This window comes from Streptomyces sp. NPDC053076 (assembly GCF_044546845.1).
Lineage (GTDB): Bacteria > Actinomycetota > Actinomycetes > Streptomycetales > Streptomycetaceae > Streptomyces.
Window position 1 is genome coordinate 484,559 of sequence record NZ_JBITZL010000001.1, and the last position, 23,360, is coordinate 507,918.

24 protein-coding genes and 1 pseudogene are annotated in these 23,360 nt (G+C 73.7%); 12 read left to right on the plus strand and 13 right to left on the minus strand.

Going from position 1 to position 23,360, the window contains the following annotated elements; genetic code table 11:
• Positions 1-13: 13 nt before the first annotated feature.
• A complete protein-coding gene (locus ACIGYR_RS02080) occupies positions 14-835 on the minus strand; it encodes a class I SAM-dependent methyltransferase (RefSeq protein WP_399604405.1) in 822 nt (273 codons plus the stop codon).
• Between the two features lie 121 nt (positions 836-956).
• A complete protein-coding gene (locus tag ACIGYR_RS02085; protein ID WP_399604403.1) occupies positions 957-2,450 on the minus strand; it encodes a bifunctional phosphatase PAP2/diacylglycerol kinase family protein in 1,494 nt (497 codons plus the stop codon).
• 74 nt (positions 2,451-2,524) lie between these two features.
• Between ACIGYR_RS02085 and ACIGYR_RS02090 the strand changes: the two genes are divergently transcribed.
• The 3 genes from ACIGYR_RS02090 to ACIGYR_RS02100 all read left to right on the plus strand — a co-directional run bounded on the left by ACIGYR_RS02090 (position 2,525) and on the right by ACIGYR_RS02100 (position 5,627).
• Positions 2,525-3,181, plus strand: coding sequence for a histidine phosphatase family protein (locus tag ACIGYR_RS02090; protein WP_399604400.1), 657 nt, complete (start codon positions 2,525-2,527; stop codon positions 3,179-3,181).
• A gap of 230 nt (positions 3,182-3,411) precedes the next feature.
• Complete coding sequence (locus tag ACIGYR_RS02095) at positions 3,412-5,031, plus strand: ATP-binding cassette domain-containing protein (RefSeq protein WP_399604398.1); 1,620 nt, start codon at positions 3,412-3,414, stop codon at positions 5,029-5,031.
• Positions 5,032-5,339: 308 nt separating this feature from the next.
• On the plus strand, positions 5,340-5,627 hold the full coding sequence (locus ACIGYR_RS02100) for a DUF6158 family protein (protein ID WP_391841785.1): 288 nt from the start codon (positions 5,340-5,342) through the stop codon (positions 5,625-5,627).
• Between the two features lie 166 nt (positions 5,628-5,793).
• On the opposite strand, the gene ACIGYR_RS02105 is transcribed toward ACIGYR_RS02100, so the two are convergent.
• From ACIGYR_RS02105 to ACIGYR_RS02120, 4 genes are all read right to left on the minus strand, one after another.
• Positions 5,794-6,336 (minus strand): type 1 glutamine amidotransferase domain-containing protein, encoded by a 543-nt coding sequence (locus tag ACIGYR_RS02105; RefSeq protein ID WP_391841787.1) that lies wholly within the window; start codon positions 6,334-6,336, stop codon positions 5,794-5,796.
• A gap of 5 nt (positions 6,337-6,341) precedes the next feature.
• A complete protein-coding gene (locus ACIGYR_RS02110; RefSeq protein WP_399604395.1) occupies positions 6,342-6,632 on the minus strand; it encodes a hypothetical protein in 291 nt (96 codons plus the stop codon).
• Positions 6,629-7,006 (minus strand): DUF2795 domain-containing protein, encoded by a 378-nt coding sequence (locus ACIGYR_RS02115; protein ID WP_399604393.1) that lies wholly within the window; start codon positions 7,004-7,006, stop codon positions 6,629-6,631. The genes ACIGYR_RS02110 and ACIGYR_RS02115 overlap by 4 nt, the downstream gene beginning before the upstream one ends.
• A 73-nt stretch (positions 7,007-7,079) precedes the next feature.
• Positions 7,080-8,876, minus strand: a complete 1,797-nt coding sequence (locus tag ACIGYR_RS02120; protein ID WP_399604391.1) for a thiamine pyrophosphate-requiring protein — start codon at positions 8,874-8,876, stop codon at positions 7,080-7,082.
• 333 nt (positions 8,877-9,209) lie between these two features.
• Here ACIGYR_RS02120 and ACIGYR_RS02125 point away from each other — a divergent pair, with 333 nt between their 5' ends.
• The 3 genes from ACIGYR_RS02125 (at position 9,210) to ACIGYR_RS02135 (ending at position 13,176) form a co-directional block, all read left to right on the plus strand.
• Positions 9,210-10,100 (plus strand): hypothetical protein, encoded by an 891-nt coding sequence (locus ACIGYR_RS02125; protein WP_399604388.1) that lies wholly within the window; start codon positions 9,210-9,212, stop codon positions 10,098-10,100.
• A gap of 500 nt (positions 10,101-10,600) precedes the next feature.
• On the plus strand, positions 10,601-11,860 hold the full coding sequence (locus ACIGYR_RS02130; protein WP_399604384.1) for an aminotransferase class I/II-fold pyridoxal phosphate-dependent enzyme: 1,260 nt from the start codon (positions 10,601-10,603) through the stop codon (positions 11,858-11,860).
• A gap of 200 nt (positions 11,861-12,060) precedes the next feature.
• Positions 12,061-13,176 carry an MBL fold metallo-hydrolase gene (locus tag ACIGYR_RS02135; protein ID WP_399604768.1) on the plus strand — a complete coding sequence of 372 codons (1,116 nt, stop codon included), beginning with the start codon at positions 12,061-12,063 and terminating at the stop codon, positions 13,174-13,176.
• Between the two features lie 57 nt (positions 13,177-13,233).
• Here the strand turns inward: ACIGYR_RS02135 and ACIGYR_RS02140 are convergent, their stop codons facing one another.
• Together ACIGYR_RS02140 and ACIGYR_RS02145 are read right to left on the minus strand one after the other, a co-directional pair.
• Positions 13,234-13,845 (minus strand): DedA family protein, encoded by a 612-nt coding sequence (locus ACIGYR_RS02140; RefSeq protein WP_391841801.1) that lies wholly within the window; start codon positions 13,843-13,845, stop codon positions 13,234-13,236.
• Positions 13,842-14,615 (minus strand): MBL fold metallo-hydrolase, encoded by a 774-nt coding sequence (locus ACIGYR_RS02145; RefSeq protein ID WP_399604766.1) that lies wholly within the window; start codon positions 14,613-14,615, stop codon positions 13,842-13,844. The genes ACIGYR_RS02140 and ACIGYR_RS02145 overlap by 4 nt, the downstream gene beginning before the upstream one ends.
• An 84-nt stretch (positions 14,616-14,699) precedes the next feature.
• Between ACIGYR_RS02145 and ACIGYR_RS02150 the strand changes: the two genes are divergently transcribed.
• From ACIGYR_RS02150 to ACIGYR_RS02160, 3 genes are all read left to right on the plus strand, one after another.
• Positions 14,700-15,131 (plus strand): hypothetical protein, encoded by a 432-nt coding sequence (locus ACIGYR_RS02150; RefSeq protein ID WP_391841802.1) that lies wholly within the window; start codon positions 14,700-14,702, stop codon positions 15,129-15,131.
• Between the two features lie 301 nt (positions 15,132-15,432).
• Positions 15,433-17,721, plus strand: a complete 2,289-nt coding sequence (locus ACIGYR_RS02155) for a phage holin family protein (protein WP_399604381.1) — start codon at positions 15,433-15,435, stop codon at positions 17,719-17,721.
• Positions 17,722-17,924: 203 nt separating this feature from the next.
• Positions 17,925-18,350, plus strand: a complete 426-nt coding sequence (locus ACIGYR_RS02160; RefSeq protein ID WP_391841806.1) for an OsmC family protein — start codon at positions 17,925-17,927, stop codon at positions 18,348-18,350.
• 64 nt (positions 18,351-18,414) lie between these two features.
• On the opposite strand, the pseudogene ACIGYR_RS02165 reads toward ACIGYR_RS02160, so the two are convergent.
• The 5 genes and pseudogenes from ACIGYR_RS02165 to ACIGYR_RS02185 form a co-directional block, all read right to left on the minus strand.
• Positions 18,415-18,731: pseudogene (locus ACIGYR_RS02165) on the minus strand (respiratory nitrate reductase subunit gamma); the annotation flags it as partial.
• A 12-nt stretch (positions 18,732-18,743) separates the two neighbouring features.
• Positions 18,744-19,238, minus strand: coding sequence for a nitrate reductase molybdenum cofactor assembly chaperone (gene narJ, locus ACIGYR_RS02170; protein WP_399604377.1), 495 nt, complete (start codon positions 19,236-19,238; stop codon positions 18,744-18,746).
• Positions 19,238-19,414, minus strand: a complete 177-nt coding sequence (locus ACIGYR_RS02175; RefSeq protein ID WP_399604375.1) for a hypothetical protein — start codon at positions 19,412-19,414, stop codon at positions 19,238-19,240. The genes narJ and ACIGYR_RS02175 overlap by 1 nt, the downstream gene beginning before the upstream one ends.
• Positions 19,415-19,515: 101 nt before the next feature.
• Complete coding sequence (locus tag ACIGYR_RS02180; protein ID WP_399604372.1) at positions 19,516-20,379, minus strand: helix-turn-helix domain-containing protein; 864 nt, start codon at positions 20,377-20,379, stop codon at positions 19,516-19,518.
• 98 nt (positions 20,380-20,477) lie between these two features.
• On the minus strand, positions 20,478-21,305 hold the full coding sequence (locus tag ACIGYR_RS02185) for a helix-turn-helix domain-containing protein (protein WP_399604369.1): 828 nt from the start codon (positions 21,303-21,305) through the stop codon (positions 20,478-20,480).
• 158 nt (positions 21,306-21,463) lie between these two features.
• Between ACIGYR_RS02185 and ACIGYR_RS02190 the strand changes: the two genes are divergently transcribed.
• From ACIGYR_RS02190 to ACIGYR_RS02200, 3 genes are all read left to right on the plus strand, one after another.
• Positions 21,464-21,769, plus strand: a complete 306-nt coding sequence (locus ACIGYR_RS02190; protein WP_391841818.1) for a 4a-hydroxytetrahydrobiopterin dehydratase — start codon at positions 21,464-21,466, stop codon at positions 21,767-21,769.
• A 5-nt stretch (positions 21,770-21,774) separates the two neighbouring features.
• Positions 21,775-22,557: a class I SAM-dependent methyltransferase gene (locus ACIGYR_RS02195; protein WP_399604365.1), complete on the plus strand. Its 783-nt coding sequence runs from the start codon at positions 21,775-21,777 to the stop codon at positions 22,555-22,557.
• A 114-nt stretch (positions 22,558-22,671) separates the two neighbouring features.
• Positions 22,672-23,352: a hypothetical protein gene (locus ACIGYR_RS02200; RefSeq protein ID WP_399604364.1), complete on the plus strand. Its 681-nt coding sequence runs from the start codon at positions 22,672-22,674 to the stop codon at positions 23,350-23,352.
• Positions 23,353-23,360: the final 8 nt, after the last annotated feature.

The following is a 23,360-nucleotide window of genomic DNA, read 5'->3' on the forward strand; positions in this document are numbered from 1 at the left end:
CGGTGCCCGCGTGTCAGGCTTCCTTCCGGCACAGGATCTCGCCGTGCAGGACCGCGAACCAGCCGTCCTCCTGCCGCCCCCATTCCCGCCAGGCCTCCGACACCGCCCGCAGCCGCTCCGGCGTCGCGTGACCGCCCCGGGTGGCCCGGCCGGCGTAGTCGGAGGCGGTCGTGCGGTCCGCCCACAGTCCGCTCCACCAGGCCCGCTCCTCGGCAGTGGCGAACGTCCAGGTATTGGAGGTGGCCGTGACGTCCCGCAGGCCGGCGGCCCTCGCCCACGCCGTCAGCCGGCGTCCGGCGTCGGGCTCGCCGCCGTTCGCGCGGGCCACCCGCTCGTACAGGTCCAGCCAGTCGTCCAGTCCCGGCACGGCCGGATACCAGGTCATCGCCGCGTAGTCCGCGTCGCGTACGGCCAGGAACCCGCCCGGCCTGGTCACCCGGTACATCTCGCGCAGCGCCCGCACCGGATCGCCCACGTGCTGGAGCACCTGGTGGGCGTGGACCACACAGAAGGTATCGTCCGGGTAGTCCAGGGCGTGCACGTCGGCGACCGCGAAGTCGACGTTGGCCAGGCCGCGGCCGTCGGCGGTGGCCCTGGCCTGTTCCAGGACCCCCGGCGCCCGGTCGACGCCGGTGACATGGCCGTCCGGGACCAGTTCCGCGAGGTCGGCGGTGATGGTGCCCGGACCGCAGCCGATGTCCAGGATCCTCATGTGGGGCTTCAGGGAACCGAGCAGATAGGCCGCGGAGTTGGCGGCGGTCCGCCAGGTGTGCGAACGCAGCACCGACTCGTGGTGCCCGTGCGTGTAGACGGCGGTCTCCTGCGCCTTCGGCATGGCTCTGCCCCTTCCCGTCGTACCGGCCCGGTGTCCGGCGACACCCCCGGCGGTACGCGTCACGGTACGCGCGCATGCCGAATGATGAGATCTGCGTTTCGCGATATGGACTGACGGGGTGTCACCCGCTGGTGTTCTGCGGGCGGTAGACCGTCAGGGCCTCGGGCAGCTTCCGCAGGGTCACCTCGCCCGACACCGATGTGACCTCGCCGTCGTAGGCCAGCGGAGTGCCGGGCGCGATGCCCGTCAGCCGCAGCCGGTTCACCTGGACCGCCGCGTGCGCGGGGGAGCGGGTCAGCGGGCCGGCCGCCGCCGCTGCCAGCAGCCTGAGCGCCGGCCGACGGCTGCCGTGCACCACCCGCACGTCCAGCAGCCCGTCCGCCAGGTCGGTACGACGGCCGGGCGACAGCCCCATGCGGTGGTAGACACCGCTGCCGACGAACAGCAGCCACAGCGGACGGCGTTCACCGCCCAGCTGCACCTCCAGCGGATGCCGGTCCGCCCGCAGCACGCGCAGCGCGCCGAGCACACCGGCCGGCCAGCCGCCGATCCGGTGCGACCAGCGCTCCCGCTCGCGCACCAGCTCCGGATAGACGCCCAGGCTCAGCGTGTTGAGGAACAGTCCCTCGCCGTCCGCGGTGACGAAGCGGCCCGCGTCCACCCGGACCGCCTCACCGTGCCGGATCGCCCGGGCCAGATCGCGTTCGTCCTCCACGCCCAGGTCGTAGGCGAAGTGGTTGAGGGTGCCGCCGGGCAGCACCGCGAGCGGGACGTCGTGGCGTAGGGCGACCTCGGCGGCCGTGTTCACGGTGCCGTCGCCGCCGCACACCCCGAGCACCCGTGCCCGGGTGGCCGCCTTGGCCAGCGCGTCCGCGACCTCCTCCGGCGTGCACTCCACGATCTCCGCCTTCGGCAGCGCGGCCTGGAGGGCCCGCACCCGGTCCGCGGTGCCCGATGCCAGATTGGCCACCATCACCAGACCCTCGCCCTCGGGCAGCGCCGGCACCTCGGCGCGCGGTCGCACGGGCCCCCGCAGCTGCGCCCGGGTGGGCACCAGGCGCCGTACCAGGAAGGCGGCGCCCGCACCGAGCGCCGCCCCGGCCAGCACATCGCTCGGGAAGTGCACCCCGGTGTACACCCGGGAGGCCGCCACCGAGGCCGCCACCGGTGCCACCGCCGCGCCCCACGCGGGGGACTCCAGCGCGACCCCGGTCGCGAACGCGGCGGCCGACGCGGCATGTCCGGACGGGAACGAGGTGGTGATCGGCTGCCGCTTCAGCTGCCGTACCAGCGGTACCGGGTCCAGCACCGGCCGCGCCCGGCGCACGGAGCGCTTGCCGATGGTGTTGATCGTCAGCGAGGCCAGGCCGAGCGAGGCCAGCCCCCGCACGGCCGCCCGGCGGGCGCGGGGAGTGCGGCTCGCGGCCATCCCGGCGGCCGCCGCGAACCACAGCACCCCGTGGTTCGCGCTGCGGCTCAGGCGGGGCAGCACCCGCTCTGCTCCCGGCCAGTGCCAGGCGGCGGCCGCCTCGAACACCCCGGCGTCGAGGTCGAGCAGCCGGCGCACGGCGTTGCGGCCGGTCTGCAGGGGGGTCAGGTCCAGGTCTGGGCTCATGGGGTGCGGTTACCCTGAAGTGCCCGTTCCTTGTGTCCCCGCTCGCCCGTCCGGCGGGAGAGGAGAACCCCCGGATGCGCCTGCTGCTCGTCCGCCACGGCCAGACCCCGTCCAACGTGGACCGTCTGCTGGACACCGCCGTACCCGGCCCGGGGCTGACCCCGCTCGGCGAGGCGCAGGCCGCGGCCCTGCCCGAGGCGCTCGCCGGCGAGGGCATCGACGCCCTGTACGTCTCCACGCTGATCCGTACCCAGCAGACGGCCGCCCCGCTGGCCGCAGCCCGCGGCCTGGACGTCATCGTCCGGGACGGCATCCGCGAGCTGTCCGCCGGCGACCTGGAGATGCTGCCCGGGCACACCCCGCTGGGCGAGCGGTACCTGCGCACGGTGTTCGCGTGGGCGGCCGGGGACACCGCGCTGCGCGTGCCCGGCGGGGAGAGCGGCGAGGAGGCACTCGCCCGGTACGACGCCGTCGTCGCCGAGGCCGCCGCGAGCGGTGCCCGGGCCGTCGCCATGGTCAGCCACGGCGCCGCGATCCGCGTGTGGACCGCCGCCCGCGCCGGCAACGTCGACGTCTCCTTCGCCGCGGCACGCCCGCTGGAGAACACCGGCGTGGTGATCCTGGAGGGCTCCCCGTCGGACGGCTGGAAGGCCGTGTCCTGGGAGGGTGCCGTGGTGGAACCGGCGGGCGAGGGCGGCCCGGCGGGAGAACCGCTGAGCCCGGCCGGCTGACGCACGTTCCCGGCCCGTCGAGGCGGACGCCACCGGGACGCCCTGGGCGCGGTTCCGCGGGCACGGAGGCGGACGCCACCGGGGTGCCCCGGGGCGCGGTTGCGGCCGCGGAGGCGGACGCCACCGGGGTGTGGCCTGCGCCGCGGCGCACGAGGGGCGCGGTGGCGTCGGGTGGCGCCGCGGGATATCGGTTTGCTCCCGGTGCCGGGCCCCCCGGAGAATGCCCGACCATGGGACATCTGGAAGCCGCGCATCTCGAGTACCACCTCCCCGACGGGAGGACGCTGCTCGGCGATGTCTCCTTCCGGGTCGGCGAAGGCGCCATCGTGGCGCTGGTCGGCCCGAACGGCGCCGGCAAGACCACCCTGCTGCGGCTGATCTCCGGTGAGCTGAAACCGCACGGCGGTACCGTCACCGTCGGCGGCGGCCTCGGCGTGATGCGCCAGTTCGTCGGCTCCGTACGGGACGAGACGACCGTACGGGACCTGCTCGTCTCCGTCGCCCCGCCCCGTATCCGCCAGGCGGCGAAGGCCGTCGACGAGGCCGAGCACGCCATCATGACCGTCGACGACGAGGCGGCCCAGCTGCGGTACGCGCAGGCCCTGGCCGACTGGGCCGAGGTGCGCGGCTACGAGTCCGAGACCCTCTGGGACATGTGCACCACCGCGGCCCTCGGCGTGCCCTACGAGCGCGCCCAGTGGCGTCAGGTGCGCACCCTCTCCGGCGGCGAGCAGAAGCGGCTGGTGCTGGAGGCGCTGCTGCGCGGCACCGACGAGGTGCTGCTGCTGGACGAGCCGGACAACTACCTCGACGTGCCCGGCAAGCGGTGGCTGGAGGAGCAGCTGCGGGAGACCCGGAAGACCGTCCTGTTCGTCTCCCACGACCGCGAACTCCTCGCCCGCGCCGCCGAGAAGATCATCTCCGTCGAACCGGGCCCGGCCGGCGCGGACGCCTGGGTGCACGGCGGCGGCTTCACCACCTACCACGAGGCCCGCCGTGAACGCTTCGCCCGCTTCGAGGAGCTGCGCCGCCGTTGGGACGAGAAACACGCCCAGCTGAGGAAACTCGTCCTGAATCTCCGTCAGGCAGCCGCCGTCAGCCACGAGATGTCCTCCCGCTACCAGGCCGCGCAGACCCGCCTGCGCAAGTTCGAGGAGGCCGGCCCGCCGCCCGAGCCGCCCCGCGAGCAGGACATCACCATGCGCCTGAAGGGCGGCCGTACCGGCGTGCGCGCCGTCACCTGCCAGGGCCTGGAGCTGACCGGCCTGATGAAGCCGTTCGACCTGGAGGTCTTCTACGGCGAACGGGTCGCCGTCCTCGGCTCCAACGGCTCCGGAAAGTCCCACTTCCTCCGGCTGCTCGCCGGCCAGGCGGTCGCGCACACGGGAGAGTGGAAGCTGGGCGCCCGGGTCGTACCGGGCCACTTCGCGCAGACCCACGCCCACCCCGAACTCCAGGGCCGCACCCTCCTCGACATCCTGTGGAAGGAACACGCCCAGGACCGGGGCGCGGCCATGTCCCGGCTGCGCCGCTACGAACTCACCCAGCAGGCCGAGCAGAGCTTCGACCGGCTCTCCGGCGGGCAGCAGGCCCGCTTCCAGATCCTGCTGCTGGAACTGGCCGGTGCCACCGCGCTGCTCCTGGACGAGCCCACCGACAACCTCGACCTGGAGTCCGCCGAGGCCCTCCAGGAGGGACTGGAGGCGTTCGAAGGTACGGTCCTCGCGGTCACCCACGACCGCTGGTTCGCCCGCTCCTTCGACCGCTTCCTGGTCTTCGGCAGCGACGGCCGGGTCCGCGAGACCCCGGAACCGGTCTGGGACGAGCGACGGGTCGAGCGGGCCCGGTAGCGCGGGGCCGCCCGGGGGCGCGATGCGCGATGGAGGCCGGTAGCGCGGAGCCGGCCCGGGGGCGGTGCAGGACGGGCCGGAGCCCCCGCCCGTGCCCCGCGTCGAAGCCGCGGCGGTCCTTCCGGTGCGGGAGCGTCCTCGTCACGCCGGGACAGGCCGACGTATGCGGAGGTCCAGGACCCGGCCGACGTATGCGGAGGCCCAGGACCCCGGATGTTCGTACAGTGGACTCAGGAACGCGAGCTCCATGGATCGTTCCTCCCGGAAATCGCTCGGGGCAGTGCGTGCCGGGCGGGTACTCGTAGCCCATGAACGAACACGACGAGCGGGGCACCACCATGACCGGAGTCGACCCCAGCCGGCTGGACGACCAGCAGCTCATGAAGGAGCTGGAGACGATCCACCGCACGCGCCACGACACCCTCCTGTACGGCTCGAACGACGCACTGCGGGCCCACAACGAGCGCATGGCACAGCTGGAGGGCGAGTATCTGCGCCGCAACCCCCGCCGCCTGGTGAGCGCGGCCCGCACCCGCGAGGGCGCCCGCGAACGCAGCTGCGGCGAGACGGCCACTCCGCCCACGCCCGGCACCTGACGGCCTCGACCGAGAACCGGCCCCGTGCGGCACCACACCGCGCATCGCACAGCACGGGCCCACCCCGGGCATCGCACATCGCACGGGCTCGCACAAAGCACCGGGCCTCGCAACGGAAGCACAAAAAGGGGTCCGTCACGGGCCGGCCCTGCACAGCTGGGTCCGGTCAGCCGGCCTCACCGGCGAACACGTGCAGGAACGCCTCGCAGAACGCCTTCAGATCGTCCGGCTTGCGGCTGGTCACCAGCTGGTTGGAGCCGTGGTCGCAGATCTTCACCTGCTCGTCCACCCAGGTACCGCCGGCGTTGCGGATGTCCGTCTGCAGGCTCGGCCAGGACGTCAGCACCCGGCCGCGCACGACGTCCGCCTCGACCAGCGTCCACGGCGCGTGGCAGATCGCGGCCACCGGACGGCCCTGGTCGAAGAAGTCCTTCACGAAAGCGACGGCCTTCTCGTCCATCCGCAGGAAGTCCGGGTTGGCGACCCCACCCGGGAGCACCAGGCCGCCGAACGACCCGGCCGACGTCTCACCCACCACCTCGTCCACGGAGAAGGTGTCCGCCTTGTCCAGGTGATTGAACGCCTGGATCTTGCCGGACTCCGTCGACACGAGCACCGTCTCGTGCCCGGCGTCCGAGGCCGCCTTCCACGGCTCGGTCAGCTCGACCTGCTCGACGCCCTCGGGTGCCACCAGAAACGCGATACGCATGATCCTCAGCTTCCTTTCACTATCCTCAGCACGGCCCGGTGCGCCCGGGCACGCCGCTTCCCCGCCCGCGCCGCCCCTCGGCAGCGCACCAGCTCCTCGCGGTACGGCAGCAGCACGCACGCGCCGATCGCGACGCCGATGGCCGCCGGATGACCGGGCGACAGCGGGCGGCGGGCGCGGCACCAGACGCCAGGCGTCCGGGTCGCCGCGCCCGCCGCGCAGCAGCGACCGCTGGTGGCGTCACCCACGTCGACCGTGGCGCCACGCGCGATCTCGGCCGCCTGGTCCCGCCTCATGCGCCGCCCACCAGCGCCTCGGCCAGCTGCTGCACGTTCTCGTAGCGGTGCCCCTGCCGCAGCCCGGCCACCGCGTCGATCAGCGCGCCCGGCGCGTTGCTCCGGCGCAGCGCACGGGCCAGCTCACCCGCCTTTCCGGGGAAGTCGTGCCGGCCCAGGTGCCGGGCCAGCTCCAGCCGGGTCCGTTCCAGCGTCGCCGGGGATCCCAGACCGCCTACCGGTCCGCTCCACACCTCGGGGTCGTCGTCCGCTGCCGGCTCCGGGTCGTGCCACTCCTCGGCGCGCGTGGGGTGCCCGGACCGCAGCAGGCCCTTCAGCTCGTGTTTCATCTCGTCGTCCCGATGGACGCTCAGCCGGTCACTGCCTCGCTGCATGTCTCCCTCCAGAGGGTCGAAGGTCCGCCCCAGGTACCCGGTGCCGCTGGACCGACACCGGGCACGGGCACGGCTAATGCTTGTCCCGGCCCGGCAGGAACTCCTGCATTTTCGCCTTCAGCCCCTGCTTGATCATCGAGCCCCGGTCGGCGTCGCCCTTGAGGATCGACGTGGCCGTCGCCTCCATCTGCTCCCAGGAAGCGTGCGGCGGGATCGGCGGTACGGCGGGATCGGTGAGGAACTCGATCACACACGGCCCGTCCGCCTGCAGGGCGGCCCGCCAGCCCGCCTCCACGTCCTCCGGCTTCTCCACCCGGATGCCGGTCAGCCCGAGCGAGCGGGCGAACTCCGCGTACCGCACGTCCGGCAGCGACTGCGACGGCAGGAACGACGGAGCGCCCTCCATCGCCCGCATCTCCCACGTCACCTGGTTCAGGTCCTGGTTGTTCCACACGGCCACCACCAGCCGCGGATCGGACCAGCGGTCGCGGTACTTCGCCGCCGTGATCATCTCCGCCAGGCCGTTCATCTGCATCGCCCCGTCCCCGACGAGCGCGAACACCGGCCGGTCCGGGTGCGCGAACTTCGCGCCGATCGCGTACGGCACACCCGGGCCCATCGTCGCCAGCGTCCCGGACAGCGAACCGCGCATACCCGGCCGCATCGTGATGTGCCGCGCGTACCAGTTGGCGACGGAACCCGAGTCGGAGGTGAGGATCGCGTCGTCCGGCAGCAGCGGGTCCAGCGCCCGGGCCACGTACTCCGGGTTGATCGGATCGGCCGACAGCCCGGCCCGCCGGTCCATCGTCTCGTGCCAGCGCTTCACATTGGCGCACACCGTGTCGTACCACTCGCGTCCGCCCCGGTCGCTGTTCAGCATCGGGATCAGCCGCCGCAGCGTGGCCTGCGCGTCACCGACCAGATTCACCTCGTACGGGTACCGCATGCCGATCATGTGCGGGTCGATGTCGATCTGCACGCCCCGCGCCTTGCCGAAATCCGGCATGTACTGCGTGTAGGGGAACGACGAACCGATCGTCAGCAGCGTGTCGCAGTCCCGCATCATCTCGTACGACGGCCGGCTGCCGAGCAGTCCGATCGGCCCGGTCACGTAGGGCAGTTCGTCACTGAGCACGTCCTTGCCGAGCAGCGCCTTGGCCACTCCCGCGCCGAGCAGCTCGGCGATCTCCCGCACCTCGACGACGGCACCGGCGGCGCCCTGCCCGACCAGGATGGCCACCTTGTCGCCCGCGTTCAGCACGTCCGCGGCCCGGCGCAGCGCCTCGTCCGTGGGTGTCGCCGTGTAGTCGCTCATGCCCAGGCTGGAGGGCACCATCTTGAACTCGTGCGTCGGCGGCGAGTAGTCCAGCTCCTGCACGTCACCCGGGATGATCAGCGCGGTCGGGCAGCGCCGGGCGTACGCGGTCCGGATCGCCCGGTCCAGCACGTTCGGCAGCTGCTCGGGCACGGTCACCGTCTCCACGAACTCCGAGGCGACGTCCTTGTACAGCGTGTGGAGGTCGACCTCCTGCTGGTAGGAGCCGCCCATCGCGGTCCGGTTGGTCTGGCCGACGATCGCCAGGACCGGCACGTGGTCCAGCTTGGCGTCGTACAGGCCGTTCAGCAGGTGGATGGCCCCGGGCCCGGACGTCGCCGCGCACACGCCGAGACGGCCGCTGAACTTCGCGTAGCCGACCGCTTCGAAGGCGGACATCTCCTCGTGCCGCGACTGGATGAAGCGCGGCTGGTCCTCGGCGCGGCCCCAGGCGGCGAGCAGCCCGTTGATGCCGTCGCCCGGATAGCCGAAAACCTGTTCCACGCCCCAAGCGCGCAGACGCTCAAGGATGTGGTCCGAGACCTTGGTGCTCATGGAGTGGCCTCCCCGGTGCGGTGCGAAGCGGACGATCCGGTCAGCGGATACCGAGTCACCTGCGAGGCGGGCGGAAAACCTCCCGGGCGGGCGCGGGGCCCGGACGGGGGTGCCTCGCGGGTGCCCGTCACCGCCGCTGTCACCCGGCCGGCCCCGTGTGTCCCGCGAATGGGCTCCGGCCGCGCGCGGTACGGCCACGCGCGGGCTGTCATGACAGCGAGGGCACGACCCGTGCCCCCGGGCCCGGGCGCCGCACGGCGTTGCCGTCGTACCGGTGTGCCGGCCCACGGTCGTCCGACCGTCCCCGCCGCAGCCCGCCGAGGAGCCCCTCCCATGCGCCGCACCGCCCGCGCCCTGCCCGCCGCCTTCGCCGCCGGTGCCGTACTCGCCCTCACCGGGCCCGTCGCGTCCGCCGACACCGCGGTGCCCACCGACCCGGCCGCCTCCTCCGCCGCCGACCTGGCCGGGGCGGGCGCCGAGGCCGGCCTCGGCGCCGGTACCGTCCCCGTGCCCTGCGACCACCTCACCGGGGCGGTGCCGGGCCCCCTCGGCGCCACCCAGGGCACCTCGTGCGCCGGAAGCAGCCGGTGCGGGGACGCTGAGCCCTGCGAGGAGGGCGAGGCGAGCGGGCCGGACGCCGCGGGACGCGACAACGCCGGAAGGGCCGCCGCTGGCCAGGACGGCGCCGGGCACGTTGGTGCCGGTCAGGAGAGCGGCGGACAGGACGGCGCGGGCCAGGAGGGCGGCGGGCGCGACGGTGCCGCGCTGGAGGAGGCCGGTGAGGGCACCTCGGGGTGGGACGGTGCCGGGCAGGACAGTGGGGCGCGCGACGGTGCCGGGCCCGACGGAGGCGGTGACGACGATGGCGGCAAGGAGGGTGGCGGTCAGGATGGTGGTGGCAAGGAGAGCGGCGGCAAGGAGAGCGGCGGCAAGGAGAGCGGCGGCAAGGAAAGCGGCGGTCAGGATGGTGGTGGCCGGGAGAGTGGCGGTCAGGACGGTGGTGGGTACGACGACCACGGGTGCGCGGATTCCCACGGTGTGTCCTGCCCCGACGGCCACGCTGCCGTCCAGCACGGCGTGGCGGCGGGTCAGGGAGGCTCGTTCGACGACTCGGTCCCGGCACTCGCGACCGGCGGTGCCCTGATCGCCGCCGCCTGTGCGGGCGCCGGCTACCGGGTGTACGGCCGCCTGCGGCCCACGGGAGGCCGGTCCACCGATATGTGACCTGGGCGGATCCGGGCGCCGCCCCATGGAGCGTCGCCCGGCGGGTACACACCCTCCCGAGGGCCCCGCCGAGGGGCCGTCACCGTCACCGGCCGCCGCGCGCACGACACGAGAGCACCCGGCACGGGACACCACACGGCACGAGACGCCACACGACACGCACCACGGACCACGGTCCGGAGGGCACACGGCGGGAGGAAGACCGGCCCGGGTCCGCAGAGGCCACGGCGAGAGGAAAAGCGGCCCGACCGACGGCACACGGCAAGGGCCCGGAAGGGACGGCACACGGGAGGAGAAGACCGATCCGGTCCGGGCGGGACACGGCAAGGGCCCGGACCGGGCGGCACACGGCGAGGAGGAAACCGGCCCGGAACGGACGGCACACGGCCCGGAGAAGAACGACGGCACACGGCAAGGCCCGGACCGGAGGGCACACGGCGAGAGACAGACCGGCCCGGACCGGGCGGCACGGCGGCATCACGGACTGCGCGGAGGCGGACATGCGGCGGACGGACCCCGGCGAGGACCACGGTCCCGTCCGCTACGGCCCGCCGCTCCCCGGCGACGGCCTGCCCGTGCTCCCCGAACTCTCCGCCGTGGTCGCCGCCGCCGCGAGCCGCGCCGACGCCCAGCCCGTCGGCGGTGCTCCCGCCCTCCTGGAGGCGGCCTGCGGCTACTGGACCCGCCGCGGACTGCCCTGCGGCCCCGACCAGGTGGCCGCCGGCCCCGGCGCCCCCGCCCTGCTGCTCGCCCTGACCGCCGCGCTCGCCGGCGACGGCGCCGACGTCCTCGTACCCCGGCCCTGCGCCGCCTGGTGGGCGCCGTACGCCCGTCTCCTCGGCCGGTCCGTCTTCCATGTGCCGACCCCCGTCGAGAGCGGTGGCGTCCCCGACCCGTACGCCCTGCTGGAGACCGTCCGCCGGGTCCGCGCCGAGGGCGGCGACCCACGGTTGCTCGTGCTGTCCGTCGCCGACGACCCCACCGCCACGGTCGCCGCGCCCGAACTGCTGCTGGAGACCGTCGAGGCCGCCACGGCGGAGGGCCTGCACCTGGTCAGCGACGAGACCTGGCGCGACACCGTGCACGCCCCGCACGAGACCGTCCTGCTCAGCCCCGCCGAGATGCGGCCCGACCAGGTCACCGTCGTCACCGACCTGGCCGGTGCCCTGCTGCCCCCCGGCTGGCCCGCCGCCGTCGCCCGCTTCCCGGCCACCGGCAGCGGACGGCACCTCCACGCGCGCGTGCTCGACATCCTCACCGCCCTCGGCGCACGGATCGGTACCCCGGTCGCCGCGGTCGCCGGCTACGCCCTCGACGAACCCCCGCCCGTGACCGAACGCCGCGAGGCCACCGTACGGTTGCACGCGCGTGTGGCCGCCGCCGCGCACGCGGCGGTCGTCGCCGCGGGCGCGTTCGCCCGGCCGCCGAAGGCCGGCCGCCACCTGTACGCCGACCTCGGGCCGCTGCGCGAACCGCTCGCCGCCCGAGGAGTGGGCGACGCACAGGAACTGGAGGACCTCCTCGCCGCCCGGTTCGGCATGTCCGCGCCCGGTGGCCACCGCTTCGGCGACGACCTCGGGGCGCTGCGGGTACGGCTCGCCACCGGGTCCCTGCTGGGCGGCACGGACGAGGAACGCGCGGAATGCCTCACGTCACCCGAACCGTTGGAACTGCCGCATGTGCAACGCTCGTTGATCTCCTTGAGGTCGGCCCTGGACGATCTCCGCGACGACGCTCAGCGATGGGAGCCTCCTCGATGACGCAGCAGACGCATGAGCCCGGCCCGACCACGACGACGGCGACGATCGCGACGACCGCGAACGCGATGACCGAGACCGCGACGGCGACGACCGCGATGACCGAGACCTCGACGACGGTGAACGCGATGACAGTGAACGCGACGACGGTGAACGCGATGAGGGCGAACGCGACGACGGCGAACGTGATGACCGAGACCGCGATGTCCGAGACCGCGAAGACCGTGACCGCGACCGCGGCCACGTCGACCGGGACCGCGTCGACCGGGACCGCGTCGAGCGGGACCGCGTCGACCACGGTCGCGTCGACCGGCGAACCCGGCACGCCGGCTCCCCTCGCGCCCCCTTTTCCCCCGCTGGCCGAGCCCCGCCCCCTCGGCGAACACCGGGTCTGGCCCCGCACGTTCCACGACCGGCTCACCGCGCCCCTGCCCGGGCTCAAGGCCCTCGCCCGCTTCGCCCGCGAAGGCGCCGTCCGCCCCGGGCCCGAAGGACTCGCCGACATCGCCCACCTGCCGTACGAACCGGCACCGTTGCCCCGCGTCGGCACCCGCACCCCGGCCGTCACCTGGGCCGGACACGCCAGCTGGATCGTCCGGCTCGGCGGACTCACCGTCCTCACCGACCCCGTGTGGTCCCGTCGTATCCTCGGCACCCCGGCCCGCATCACGCCCGTGGGCGTCCCCTGGGACGCCCTGCCCCGCGTCGACGCCGTCGTCATCAGCCACAACCACTACGACCATCTGGACGCCCCCACCCTGCGCCGTCTCCCGCGCGACACCCCGGTGTTCGTGCCGGCGGGCCTCGGCGCCTGGTTCCGCCGACGCCGGTTCACGTGCGTCACCGAGCTGGACTGGTGGGAGGGAGCCGAACTCTCCGGAGTCCGCTTCGACTTCGTGCCCGCCCACCACTGGTCCAAGCGCACCCTCACCGACACCTGCCACAGCCTGTGGGGCGGCTGGGTCCTCACCGCCCCCGAGGGGCAGCGCCTCTACTTCGCCGGTGACACCGGCTACGGCCACTGGTTCTCCCGCATCGGCCGCCGCTACCCCGGCATCGACCTCGCCCTGATGCCCATCGGCGCCTATGACCCCCGCTGGTGGCTCAGCGACGTCCACTGCGATCCCGAGGAAGCGGTCCAGGCCACCCTCGACCTCGGGGCCCGGCGTATGGCCCCCATGCACTGGGGCACGTTCATCCTCTCGGCGGAGCCGGTCCTGGAGCCGCTCAGCCGGGTGCGAACGGCTTGGGAGAAGGCGGGACTGGAGCGGGAGGACCTGTGGGACCTGCCGATCGGCGGTTCGAGAGTGCTGGAGTGACGGCGTCACCGGTCCGGCCACCCCGGCGGCGTCACCGCTCCGGCCACTCCGACGGCGTTACCGGACCCGCCGCATCACGCTCGGCGCCGCGCTGATCACGACCGTCAGCACGACCGCCAGCACAACCCCTTCCCACGGCTCCTGGAACAACGACCCTCCCGCTATGCCGATCACCTGGTAAGTGGCCGCCCAGGCAAGGCACGCGGGCAGGTTCCCCCGCGCGAACCTGCGCAACGGCCACTCCGCCATCAGACAGGCCAGCATCACCGGTATGCGACCGGCCGGCACCAGCCGGGAGAGCACCAGCACCGCCACCCCGTGTTCCGCGAGCTTGCCCCGCGCCTGCGTCAGCCGCTCCTCCGGCGCCCGCGACCGGATCGCCTCAAGCCACCGCGACCCGTTCTTCGACCGCATCCCGCGCCGTCCCAGCCAGTACAGGGCGATGTCCCCGAGGAACGCGGCCGCGGAGGCCGCCGCGAACACCAGCGCCAACGTGCCGGGCGCCGTCCGGTGGAAGGCGACCACCGCCGCCGAACTCACCAGCGCCCCCGTCGGCACGACCGGCACCAGCGCCCCGAGGAACACCAGCAGGAACAGGGAGGGATACCCGGCCGCCTGCTGCGTGGACCCCGTCATCACGGTTCTCGTCGCCTCGGCGATCCACGTCACCGCGCGACCTCCAGCCGCACACTCTCCCCGTGCCCCAGTCTGTGCACCGCGACCTGCGGCGCGGCCACCGCCGCCAGCCGCACGAACTCGTCGCCCGGCGTGTGGAACTCGTGCGGGCGCACCGCGTCCATGCCGATCGGCCAGTACGTCCCGTAATGCATTGGCACCGCGGCCCGCGGCGCCAGTTGAGCCAGCGCCTGCGCGGCCCGTCCCGCGTCCAGGTGCCCTTCCCCGAGATACGGTCCCCAGCCGCCCACCGGCAGCAGCGCCACATCCACCGGTCCGACCCGCTCCGCCATCGTGTCGAACAACCCGGTGTCCCCGGCGAAGTAGGTGCGCGCCTCGCCCTCCACGACGTAGCCCAGCGCCGGGGAACGCTGCGGGCCCACCGGCAGCCGCCGGCCGTCGTGCAGCGCCGGCACCACCCGGATCAGTACCTCCCCGATCCGTATCTCCTCCCCGGCGTCCACCTCGGTGATCCGCAGCTGTCGCAGCCGGCGCAGTCCGGGCACCGCCCGTGGTGCGCCCCGGGGCACGAGCAGGCGCGTGCCCGGGGCGAGGCAGGCCAACGACGGCAGATGCAGGTGGTCGGCGTGGAGATGGGAGACGAGTGTCACGTCGGCACGGCGGGCCTCGGCGGGCGGCACGGCCCCCCGGCGGCGGCGCAGGTGCGCCAGCCGGCGGGCGAACAGGGGATCGGTGAGCACCCGGACGTTCGCATCCTCCACCGTGCAGGTTGCGTGACCCCACCAGGTGATCTCCACCGGCACCTTCTTCGCCTCCTTCACGCGACTCCCCGAAGCCTACGGGCAGGAGTAGGGTCTGCGGCGAAACCCGGAGGTGAGGGGGACGCCATGGGACAGCCGCGGGGTACCTTCGGAGCACTCATGCCGGTGCGGGTCACCGCCATCGCCAGCCTGACACCCCTGGAGGAACTGGAGGCCGACCCCTTCCTCGTGGACTCGCGCAGCCAGCACGCCATGTGCGCCCGCTGGGCCGCCGAGCGCGGGTACGTGGTCGCCCGGGAACTTCTCGTCGGCGGACTGCGTTTCGACCACTGCGCCCTCTGGGACGGGGTGCGTCCCGGGGAGGACGTGTTCGTCGCGCCCAGCCTCCGGGTGCTGCGCCGGGCCCTGTCGTCGGTGGAGGAGTTCACCGCCGAGTGCGCGCGCCGGGGCGTGCGTGTGGAGACGGTGGGGCGGGCCGAGCCGTCGTACGACGCACAGATGAAGGCCCGCGTGCACCGGCGTCTGTCGATGCCGACGGCCGGATACGACGGCCGGTGACCCCAGCCGGCCTCCCGCCGTCCCTGCCCCGGGCGTTGACCCGCCGGTCCGGTCGGCCTTCCGGCCTTTCGTCCCGGCGGCCGCTGACCCCCGTCGGCCTCCCCGCCCCTCGCCCCGGCGGGCGTTGACCCCGGCCGCCCTCCCGCCCCGGCGGGCGTTGACCCCGGCCGCCCTCCCGACGGCCCGTCCCGGTGGCGGGCGCCCTGTGTGACAAGGTGGAGCGGGGCCCGGCCGGGCCCGGCGAAGTGAAGGAGGCCCCGCCCGGAGCGTGGGGAGGGCCGGGACGTGAGGTGTACGGGGCGTGGGAGGCATATGGTGGCGGCGGATCGCCAGCAAGGTCGGCCGGAGCGTCACCGTATGGGCGGTCTCCACGCTCACCATGCTGGTGCTCGCCGCGCTCCTGCCCGACTTCCGGGTCCAGTCCGCCGACGGTGACAGCGCCACCCGGATCGCCGTCACCGCGGCCTGCGGCGCCGGAGCCTTCGGCATCCTCTCGGCCGTGGTCTGGCCGCTCCTGGTCCGCCTGCTGCTCCTCGTCCCCGCCCTCGTCCTCGGGCTGCTGGTCTTCTTCCTCAACGGCTCCCTGCTGCTGCTCGCGCTGCGCATCAACCCCTCCGGCCATGGCGAGGCGGCCCCCGAGACGGCCGTCATCGTGGCCGCCGTGATGTCCGCCGTCGCCTCCGCCACCGGCGGGGCCCTCGCCGTACGCGACGACGAGACCTACCGGCGCCGCCTGCACCGCCTGGCCACCCGCGGCCGACGGGCCCACCCGCCCTGTCCCACCGCCCCCGGCCTGGTCTGCGTCCAGCTCGACGGCGTCGGCCACGACGTCCTCACGGACGCGGTCCGCAGGGGCGTGATGCCGACGGTGGCCCGCTGGCTGGACACAGCCGGCGCTCCGGCGCCGACCGACGGCGGCCCACCGGTGACGGACGGCGGCACCCGGGTGACGGAGGACGGCCCACCGGTGACGGATCGCGGCACACCCCCGACGGGCCAGGGACGGCGGCCGACGGACGGCGGCCCCGCCCCGGCCGGACACGGCGCACGGCCCACGCACCGGCTCACCCGGTGGCGCACCGACTGGTCCAGCCAGACCGGCGCGAGCCAGCTCGGCATCCTGCACGGCAGCACCTTCGACGTACCCGCGTTCCGCTGGTACGAGAAGGACCGGGGCGAGGTGATGGTGAGCAACCGGCCCACGAGCGCCGCCGAACTGCAGCGCCGCGCCATACTGCGGACCGGAGACGACGGCCTGCTCGCCGTCGACGGAGCCAGCCGCGGCAACCTGTTCAGCGGCGGCGCCGGCGAACAGGCCCTCGTGCTGTCGATAGCCGCCCGCCGCCGCAGCCCGGGGAACCGCTCCCGCGCCGGCTACTTCGCCTACTTCTCCGACCCGGCCAACGCCGTGCGCACCGCCCTGTCCTTCGTCGCCGAGGTGGCCCGTGAGATCGGCGAGTCGACCCGCGCCCGCCTCCGGGGGCAGCGACCCCGGGTCGGCCGGGGCGGCCTCTACCCCGTCGTCCGGGCCTTCGCCACCGTCGTCGAACGGGACGTCGTCGTCGCCGCCGTCATGGGCGACATGCTCGCCGGCCGCAGCGCGGTCTACGCCGACCTCGTCGCCTACGACGAGGTCGCCCACCACTCCGGCCCGCACAGCCGCGACGCCGAGAAGGTGCTGCGGCGTCTCGACCGCTCCCTCGCGCTGGTGGAACGCGTCGCCGAGCACGCCCCGCGTCCCTACCGGCTCGTCGTCCTCTCCGACCACGGGCAGAGCCCCGGTGAGACCTTCCGCGCCCGCTACGGACTCACTCTCGCCGACCTCGTCCGGGCCGGCTGCGGACTGCCCGTCCCGCGCCGGGCCGAGCGGACCCGCAGCGGGGCCGAGGCCCGTGCCGCCGTCCGCGCCGCCCTGCGCCGGCCCGTGGAGGAAAGAACCGGGCACGACGCTGTCGACCGCCGCAGCGAGCCGATCGTGCTCGCCTCCGGCAACCTCGGTCTGGTCTCCTTCCCGGACGTCCCGCACCGCATGACCAAGGAGGAGATCGACGCCCGCCACCCCGGCCTGCTCACCACCCTCGCCAACCACCCCGGCATCGGCTTCCTGCTGGTGCGCAGCGAGGAGCACGACGGTGTGGTGCTGGGGGCGTACGGCGCGGAGATCCCGCTGGCCGAGCTGACCGACGGGGCCGGACCGCTGGCCCGCTTCGGTGCCGGTGCCGCCGACGCCGTCCGCCGCACCCACTCCTTCCCGCACACCGCGGACATCATGGTGAACTCCGCTCACGACCCCGCCGACGGTGAGGTCCTCGCCTTCGAGGAGCAGATCGGTTCCCACGGGGGGCTCGGCGGCGCCCAGTCCCGCCCGTTCCTGCTCTCCCCGCGGGTGCTGTCCGCACCGGTCGCGGACGGGGAGGAACTGACCGGCGCCGAGCACGTCCACCGCGTACTGCGCCGCTGGCTGCGCGAACTGGACGGCCCGCAGGTACCCCTCACCCCGGACGCCGAGGCAGACGCAGACGCAGACGCCGGCGCGGACGCGGACGCCGGCGCCGGAGCCGAGGCGGACGCGGAGGAGCAGGCCGCCTGAGAACCGGCGGCGCACACCGGCCCGGACCACGGACGGTGCGACGTGCCGCGGGTGCGCAGGGAACCCGCCCACTCGATCCCGCAGGGAAGTCACCTGCCGTTCACTCCGCGTGGGCCGGTCTGCGGAGTGCGATGAGCCCGGATGTGATCGGATAGGGAGACACAAGAACCCCGGAACCGCGGACACGCACGAAAGGAAGCAACGTGGCAACCACGCGTACGGCGCACACCGCCTGGGAAGGCAACCTGCTCGAAGGCAACGGTGTCGTCACCTTCGACTCCTCCGGCATCGGCCAGCAGCCGGTCACGTGGGCCTCGCGCGCCCAGGAGGCGAACGGCAAGACCAGCCCCGAGGAGCTGATCGCCGCCGCCCACTCCAGCTGCTTCTCCATGGCGCTCTCGCACGCCCTGGCCGGGGCGGGCACCCCGCCCACCCGGCTGGAGACCAAGGCCGAGGTCGGCTTCCAGCCCGGCGAGGGCATCACCGGCATCCACCTCACCGTGCGCGGCGAGGTGCCCGGTCTCGACGCGGAGGGGTTCGCCTCGGCCGCCGAGGACGCCAAGAAGAACTGCCCGGTCAGCCAGGCCCTGACCGGTACGACGATCACCCTGACGGCCGAGCTGGCCTGACGCTCGGACGCCCCCGGATGCCGCGCCCCTTGCCGAGGGGTGCGGCACCGACCTCACCGGACTCTCAGCCGCCCAGCCGTTCCCAGCCCCGCCGCTCCGGACGCGGGCCGAGCTGCCGGGGGTCCCGGCCACGTACGGCCGGACGAGGTACTGCACCGGTGCGCTGTACATGTGCACCTGCCGGCTGTACGGCACGAACGCGATCGGCACCATGCCGATCACTGCGTGCGCCCGGTACAGGACCGGCGCAGCCGCCATGAGGTGCGTTCCCGGCCGGAGCGTGAACAGGCTGCGCGCCCAGGGCCCGACGGTCTCCCGGTAGGCGTATCCGTCGCCGCCGGTGTGCGACAGCCCGGCGACCATACCGAGCACGATCGCCCCGGAGCAGCACGGTCATCGGCGTACTCCGGTGGGTGCGGTCGGCACGGTGGCGCACACCGCGTCCAGGACGCCCGCGTACGGTGTGCCGTCGGCGGTCAGCCGCGCGCGCAGCTGTTCCAGACCGTCGCGGTACTCGGTCAGCGGACTGGTGTCACCGGTTCTTGCGGTGAACTCCAGGACGGCGGGCAGGAAATCCGGCAGCTCCTCGCCGCTGAGCTCCAGGCCGTGCCGGCGGTAGAGGTCCTTGAAGCGGACCAGGGACATCCCGCGTCGCCGGGTGTCGCCTTCGTGCCACCAGCTCAGGTACAGGCTGTGCCGGTTCCTGACGTCGAAGACCTGCACGTAGTGGGCGGCCAGTTCCGGCTGCGGGGTCACGGCCGCGTGGTCGGTGAACTCGCGCAGCTGCGGGGCGGCCTGGCGCAGCAGCGGCAGCCGGTCGATCAGGTCGTCGTCCGGGTAGGTCAGGCAGAGGGCCGCCGCCTGGTAGAGCACCGCGTCCGAGGGCATCACGCCTCCTTCGCGTCGTCGGAGGTCTGCCGTCCGCGCAGCCGATGGAAGGTCTCCACGGAGACCAGCGGAAGGTTCCTGCGGCCCCCGGAGTCCTGGCCGAACGGCCGGAAGAAGCGGCCGGCGGCCAGCAGGGCCGCACCGGGCTCCCTCGGCGGTATCTGCGTGCCGGTCACGTCCGCTCCCTCGGTTCACCCCGTACTCAGAACCTAGGGGCGGCCCCGGGAACCCACCTGTTCGCAGACCCGTACGGGTCATGCGGCGGGCGTGTCCCGGATCAGAGGCTCTCGCGGTACTCCCGCAGCAGCTTCTGCGTGCGCTGGGCGGAGGCGGCGCGGGCCGTCATGTGGTCCAGCACCTCCAGGTGGGCGGCCACCTCCTGGCGCGAGTCCAGGTAGAGGGCGCCGGTCAGGTACTCGGTGAACACCATGTCCGGCAGCTCCGGTTCGGCGAAGCGGAACAGCGTGAACGGCGCGTACGTCCCCGGGTGCGGGCCCGCCGCGAACTCGGCGATCTGCAGCGTCACCCGGTCCCGTCCGGCGTACGCGAGCAGCCGGTCCAGCTGGTCCCGGAGCACCTCGGGCCGCACGCTGACCGGGCGCCTGAACACCGTCTCGTCCATGATCACCCAGAGGTGGGGCGGGTCCTGCCGCTCCAGCAGCCGCTGCCGCTCCATGCGCAGCGACACGTGTCGTTCGACCGACTCCGGCGAGGTCTGGCCGATCGTGCCCGCCTCCATCACCGCGCGTGCGTACGCCTCGGTCTGCAGCAGGCCGGGCACGAAGTGCGGCTCGTAGGAGCGGATGATCCGGGCGGCGCCCTCCAGGCTGACGTACAGGCTGAACCAGTCGGGCAGCACATCATGGAACCGCTGCCACCAGCCGGGCTGGTTCGCCTCCTCGGCCAGCCGGACGAACGCGTCGGCCTCCTCCTCGGCCACCCCGTAGGTGGTCAGCAGCACCTGCACGTAGGGGATCTTCAGCGCGACCTCGGCCATCTCCATCCGCCGCACGGTCGCCGACGCCACCCGCAGGACCCGGGCGGCCTCCTCGCGGCTGAACCCGGCCGCTTCACGCAGCTCCTGCAACCGCTTGCCGAGCACCACCTGGCCCACGGTGGGCGCAGCTCGCCGCTCACTCACGCCACGCCCTCCCCTACGCGCCGATACGCGGAAGGCAGTCTGTCATGTGTCGTCGTCTCGCACACGTGCCCGAGGCAACGAATCGCGCCGGTGCCGGATCAACCGGCCAGGGTGTGCAGGTATGTGGCGGTCGCCGGGTCCGCCGGAAGGAACGTCTCGACGGCGAGTTCCGCGACCGTCACGTCCATCGGCGTGTTGAACGTGGCGATCGAGGACACGAACGACAGGGTCCGGCCGGCGTGCTCGATGCGCAGCGGCAGCGCGAAGTGGGCGACGGGTTCGGCCGGTTCCGCTCCGGGCCGCTCCTCGGGCACCGGGTAGGCCGCCACCTCCTCGTACAGGGCGCGCAGCCGGTCCGAGCGGTGCAGGGCGATCTCCCGCTCCATCTGGGCCAGCAGATGCCCGCGCCATTCGCGCAGATTGCGGATGCGCGGCGCCAGTCCCTCCGGGTGCAGCGTCAGCCGCATCGCGTTCGGCGCCGGGGCCGTCAGCTTCTCCGGGACGCCCTCCAGCAGCATGGCGATGCCCCGGTTCGCGGCGACGACCGTGTATCCGGCGTCGACGATCAACGCGGGGTAGGGCTCGTAGCCCTGGATGAGCCGCTCCATGCCGTCGCGCAGCGCCTCCAGCGCCGGGTCGTCCAGCGGGGTCTCGGGGTAGCGCGGGGCGTAACCGGCCGCCAGCAGCAGGGTGTTGCGCTCGCGCACCGGCACGTCGAGCCGTTCGGCGAGCCGCAGCACCATCTCCTCGCTCGGCCGGGAGCGTCCGGTCTCGACGAAGCTGATGTGCCGCGCGGAGGAGTCGGCGCGCAGGGCCAGCTCCAGCTGGGAGATCCGGCGGCGCTCGCGCCAGGCCCGCAGCAGCGGGCCGACTCCCTTGCCGGTGACGGCGGTGGAGACAGTGGGGTCGGACGCGGCAATCGTCATACGGCCGACCCTAGTCGAGGACGGAGCGCGGCGACGAGCCCGTGGCGGGCATGCCGGGCACGCGTCGAAGCGCCGCGCGCACCGCCGCCGTGGCAGGCTGCATCCGTACCCGTCGCTCCCCGCACGGGGACACACACGTACCGAAGGGAGCCCCCGCCATGGCCGTCGAACCGCTGTCGCAGAAGGAGATCGAGGACCGGCTGGCCGAACTCCCCGGCTGGTCCGTGGACGGCGACCGTCTCACCCGCGTCTACCGGCTCGGCTCGCACTTCGCGGCGGCGGCGCTGGTCGTGCACATCGCCGGGATCCAGGACGAGCTGGACCACCACTCCGACCTCACCCTCGGCTACAACACCGTCTCCCTCAGCGTGAACACCCACAGCGCGGGCGGCGTCGTCACGGGGAAGGACTTCGCCCTCGCCCACAGGGTGGAGGACATCGCCCCAGGTCACGGCGCACACTGAGCGATGTGCTCGATTACGAGAAGGAAGCCGACGGCTATGACGCCTCCCGGGGTGGCGAGGCCCGCGCCGAAGCCGCCGCACACGCCGTCCTCCGACTGATCCCCGGCGGGCCGGGCCGACTCCTCGACCTCGCCTGCGGCACCGGGATCGTCACCCGGCGGTTCGCCGCCGCGCGTCCCGGGCTGCGGGTGACCGGCGCGGACCTCACCCCCGCCATGGTCCGCATGGCGTCGGCGCGGCTGCCCGGCGCGATCGTGCGGGCCGACAGCCGCCGACTGCCGTTCCCCGACGGCACGTTCGACGCGGTCACCTCCATCTGGCTGCTGCACCTGCTCCCCGCTGCCGAGGACGTGCGCGCGGTGGTCGCCGAGTGCGCCCGCGTACTGCGCCCCGGCGGGGTGTACGTCACCACGGTCGACAAGGCATCCGCGCACGACGTCGGCAGTGACATAGACGTCGTCCTCGCCGCCCGTCCGCGCCGCCCCGTCCCCGACGCCGCGGGAACCGTCACCGCCCACGCCACCCGGTACGGGCTGCGGCCCGCCGGTCATGCCGTCTTCCGCGGCACCGGCCAGGGCCGCAGTCCGCGCGACACCATCGCCGACCTGCACCGCGGCTGGTTCACCCAGCTGCCGCCCGGCGAGCCGCGCACCGAGCAGTTCGCCGCGCGCCTGGCCGAGCTCCCGGACCAGGACCGCCCGCGCCCCGACCCGCGCTTCGGCGTCCGCGCCTTCCGGAAACCGCTGACAGGCGAGCAGGGCGACTCCGCCGGGCACCACACCGACTGACGAGCGACCGGTCCGCGCCCCCCGGGAGCCGAAGACACGATTGCATCACGGGGTCTTCACATTCCGTTTCGAGAAGGGATCATTCAAAGATCAACAGAACGTCCTAGAGGGGCCATGAGCACCGACACCACACCACCGCCCATGCCGGACTACGGACCGGCGGTCCCTCCGCCCGCACCGCCGGGGAAGTCCCGCACCGCCCTCGTCGCCGCCGCGGCTGCCGTCGCGGCTGCCGTGGTGTCCGCCCTGATCACGGTGGGCGTCACCGGAGGCGCCGAGGCGGAACCGGCCCCCACGGTGACCGTCACGAAGACCGCCGCAGCGGACGACGGCCAGTCCCCGGCCGACGACGAGGCCACGCAGGCCGCCGAGGACGAGGAGGCCGGCGCGGACGACGAGGACGGGGTCTACGCGCTGGACGACACCGTCGTCTACGAGCCGGGCATCGAGGTCGCTCTGACCGGGCTCAAGCGGGCCGTGACCGGTGAGTCCGGCGACCCGGAGAACACGCCCTACCTCCAGTTCACCGTCAGGCTCACGAACAAGGGCAGCAAGCCCCTGGACGCCACGCAGCTCACCGTCAACTGCTCCTACGGCCGGCAGGGCAAGAGCAGCGACTCGGTCTTCGACTCCGACGCGGGCCTGGACGGAGGCCCCGAGACCAAGCTCCTCGCCGGCCGCTCCCTCGACGTGCCCTGGGGCTGCGAACTCCCCAAGAAGGAGAAGCTGATCCAGATCGAGGTCACCCCCGACTTCGACTCGGAGGCGGCGATCTTCACCGGAGACGTCCGCTAGGGCGAGGC

Bases quoted from the DNA above. Each gene is read 5' to 3' on its own strand.
- ACIGYR_RS02135 (WP_399604768.1), top strand. From the start codon at position 12,061: ATGTCCGAGACCGCGAAGACCGTGACCGCGACCGCGGCCACGTCGACC.
- ACIGYR_RS02105 (WP_391841787.1), bottom strand. From the start codon at position 6,336: ATGCGTATCGCGTTTCTGGTGGCACCCGAGGGCGTCGAGCAGGTCGAG.
- ACIGYR_RS02190 (WP_391841818.1), top strand. From the start codon at position 21,464: ATGGCCGTCGAACCGCTGTCGCAGAAGGAGATCGAGGACCGGCTGGCC.
- ACIGYR_RS02150 (WP_391841802.1), top strand. From the start codon at position 14,700: ATGGGACAGCCGCGGGGTACCTTCGGAGCACTCATGCCGGTGCGGGTC.
- ACIGYR_RS02115 (WP_399604393.1), bottom strand. From the start codon at position 7,006: ATGCAGCGAGGCAGTGACCGGCTGAGCGTCCATCGGGACGACGAGATG.
- ACIGYR_RS02110 (WP_399604395.1), bottom strand. From the start codon at position 6,632: ATGAGGCGGGACCAGGCGGCCGAGATCGCGCGTGGCGCCACGGTCGAC.
- ACIGYR_RS02095 (WP_399604398.1), top strand. From the start codon at position 3,412: ATGGGACATCTGGAAGCCGCGCATCTCGAGTACCACCTCCCCGACGGG.
- ACIGYR_RS02100 (WP_391841785.1), top strand. From the start codon at position 5,340: ATGAACGAACACGACGAGCGGGGCACCACCATGACCGGAGTCGACCCC.
- ACIGYR_RS02080 (WP_399604405.1), bottom strand. From the start codon at position 835: ATGCCGAAGGCGCAGGAGACCGCCGTCTACACGCACGGGCACCACGAG.
- ACIGYR_RS02130 (WP_399604384.1), top strand. From the start codon at position 10,601: ATGCGGCGGACGGACCCCGGCGAGGACCACGGTCCCGTCCGCTACGGC.
- ACIGYR_RS02185 (WP_399604369.1), bottom strand. From the start codon at position 21,305: ATGACGATTGCCGCGTCCGACCCCACTGTCTCCACCGCCGTCACCGGC.
- narJ (WP_399604377.1), bottom strand. From the start codon at position 19,238: ATGCCCTCGGACGCGGTGCTCTACCAGGCGGCGGCCCTCTGCCTGACC.
- ACIGYR_RS02120 (WP_399604391.1), bottom strand. From the start codon at position 8,876: ATGAGCACCAAGGTCTCGGACCACATCCTTGAGCGTCTGCGCGCTTGG.
- ACIGYR_RS02125 (WP_399604388.1), top strand. From the start codon at position 9,210: ATGCGCCGCACCGCCCGCGCCCTGCCCGCCGCCTTCGCCGCCGGTGCC.
- ACIGYR_RS02200 (WP_399604364.1), top strand. From the start codon at position 22,672: ATGAGCACCGACACCACACCACCGCCCATGCCGGACTACGGACCGGCG.
- ACIGYR_RS02090 (WP_399604400.1), top strand. From the start codon at position 2,525: ATGCGCCTGCTGCTCGTCCGCCACGGCCAGACCCCGTCCAACGTGGAC.
- ACIGYR_RS02085 (WP_399604403.1), bottom strand. From the start codon at position 2,450: ATGAGCCCAGACCTGGACCTGACCCCCCTGCAGACCGGCCGCAACGCC.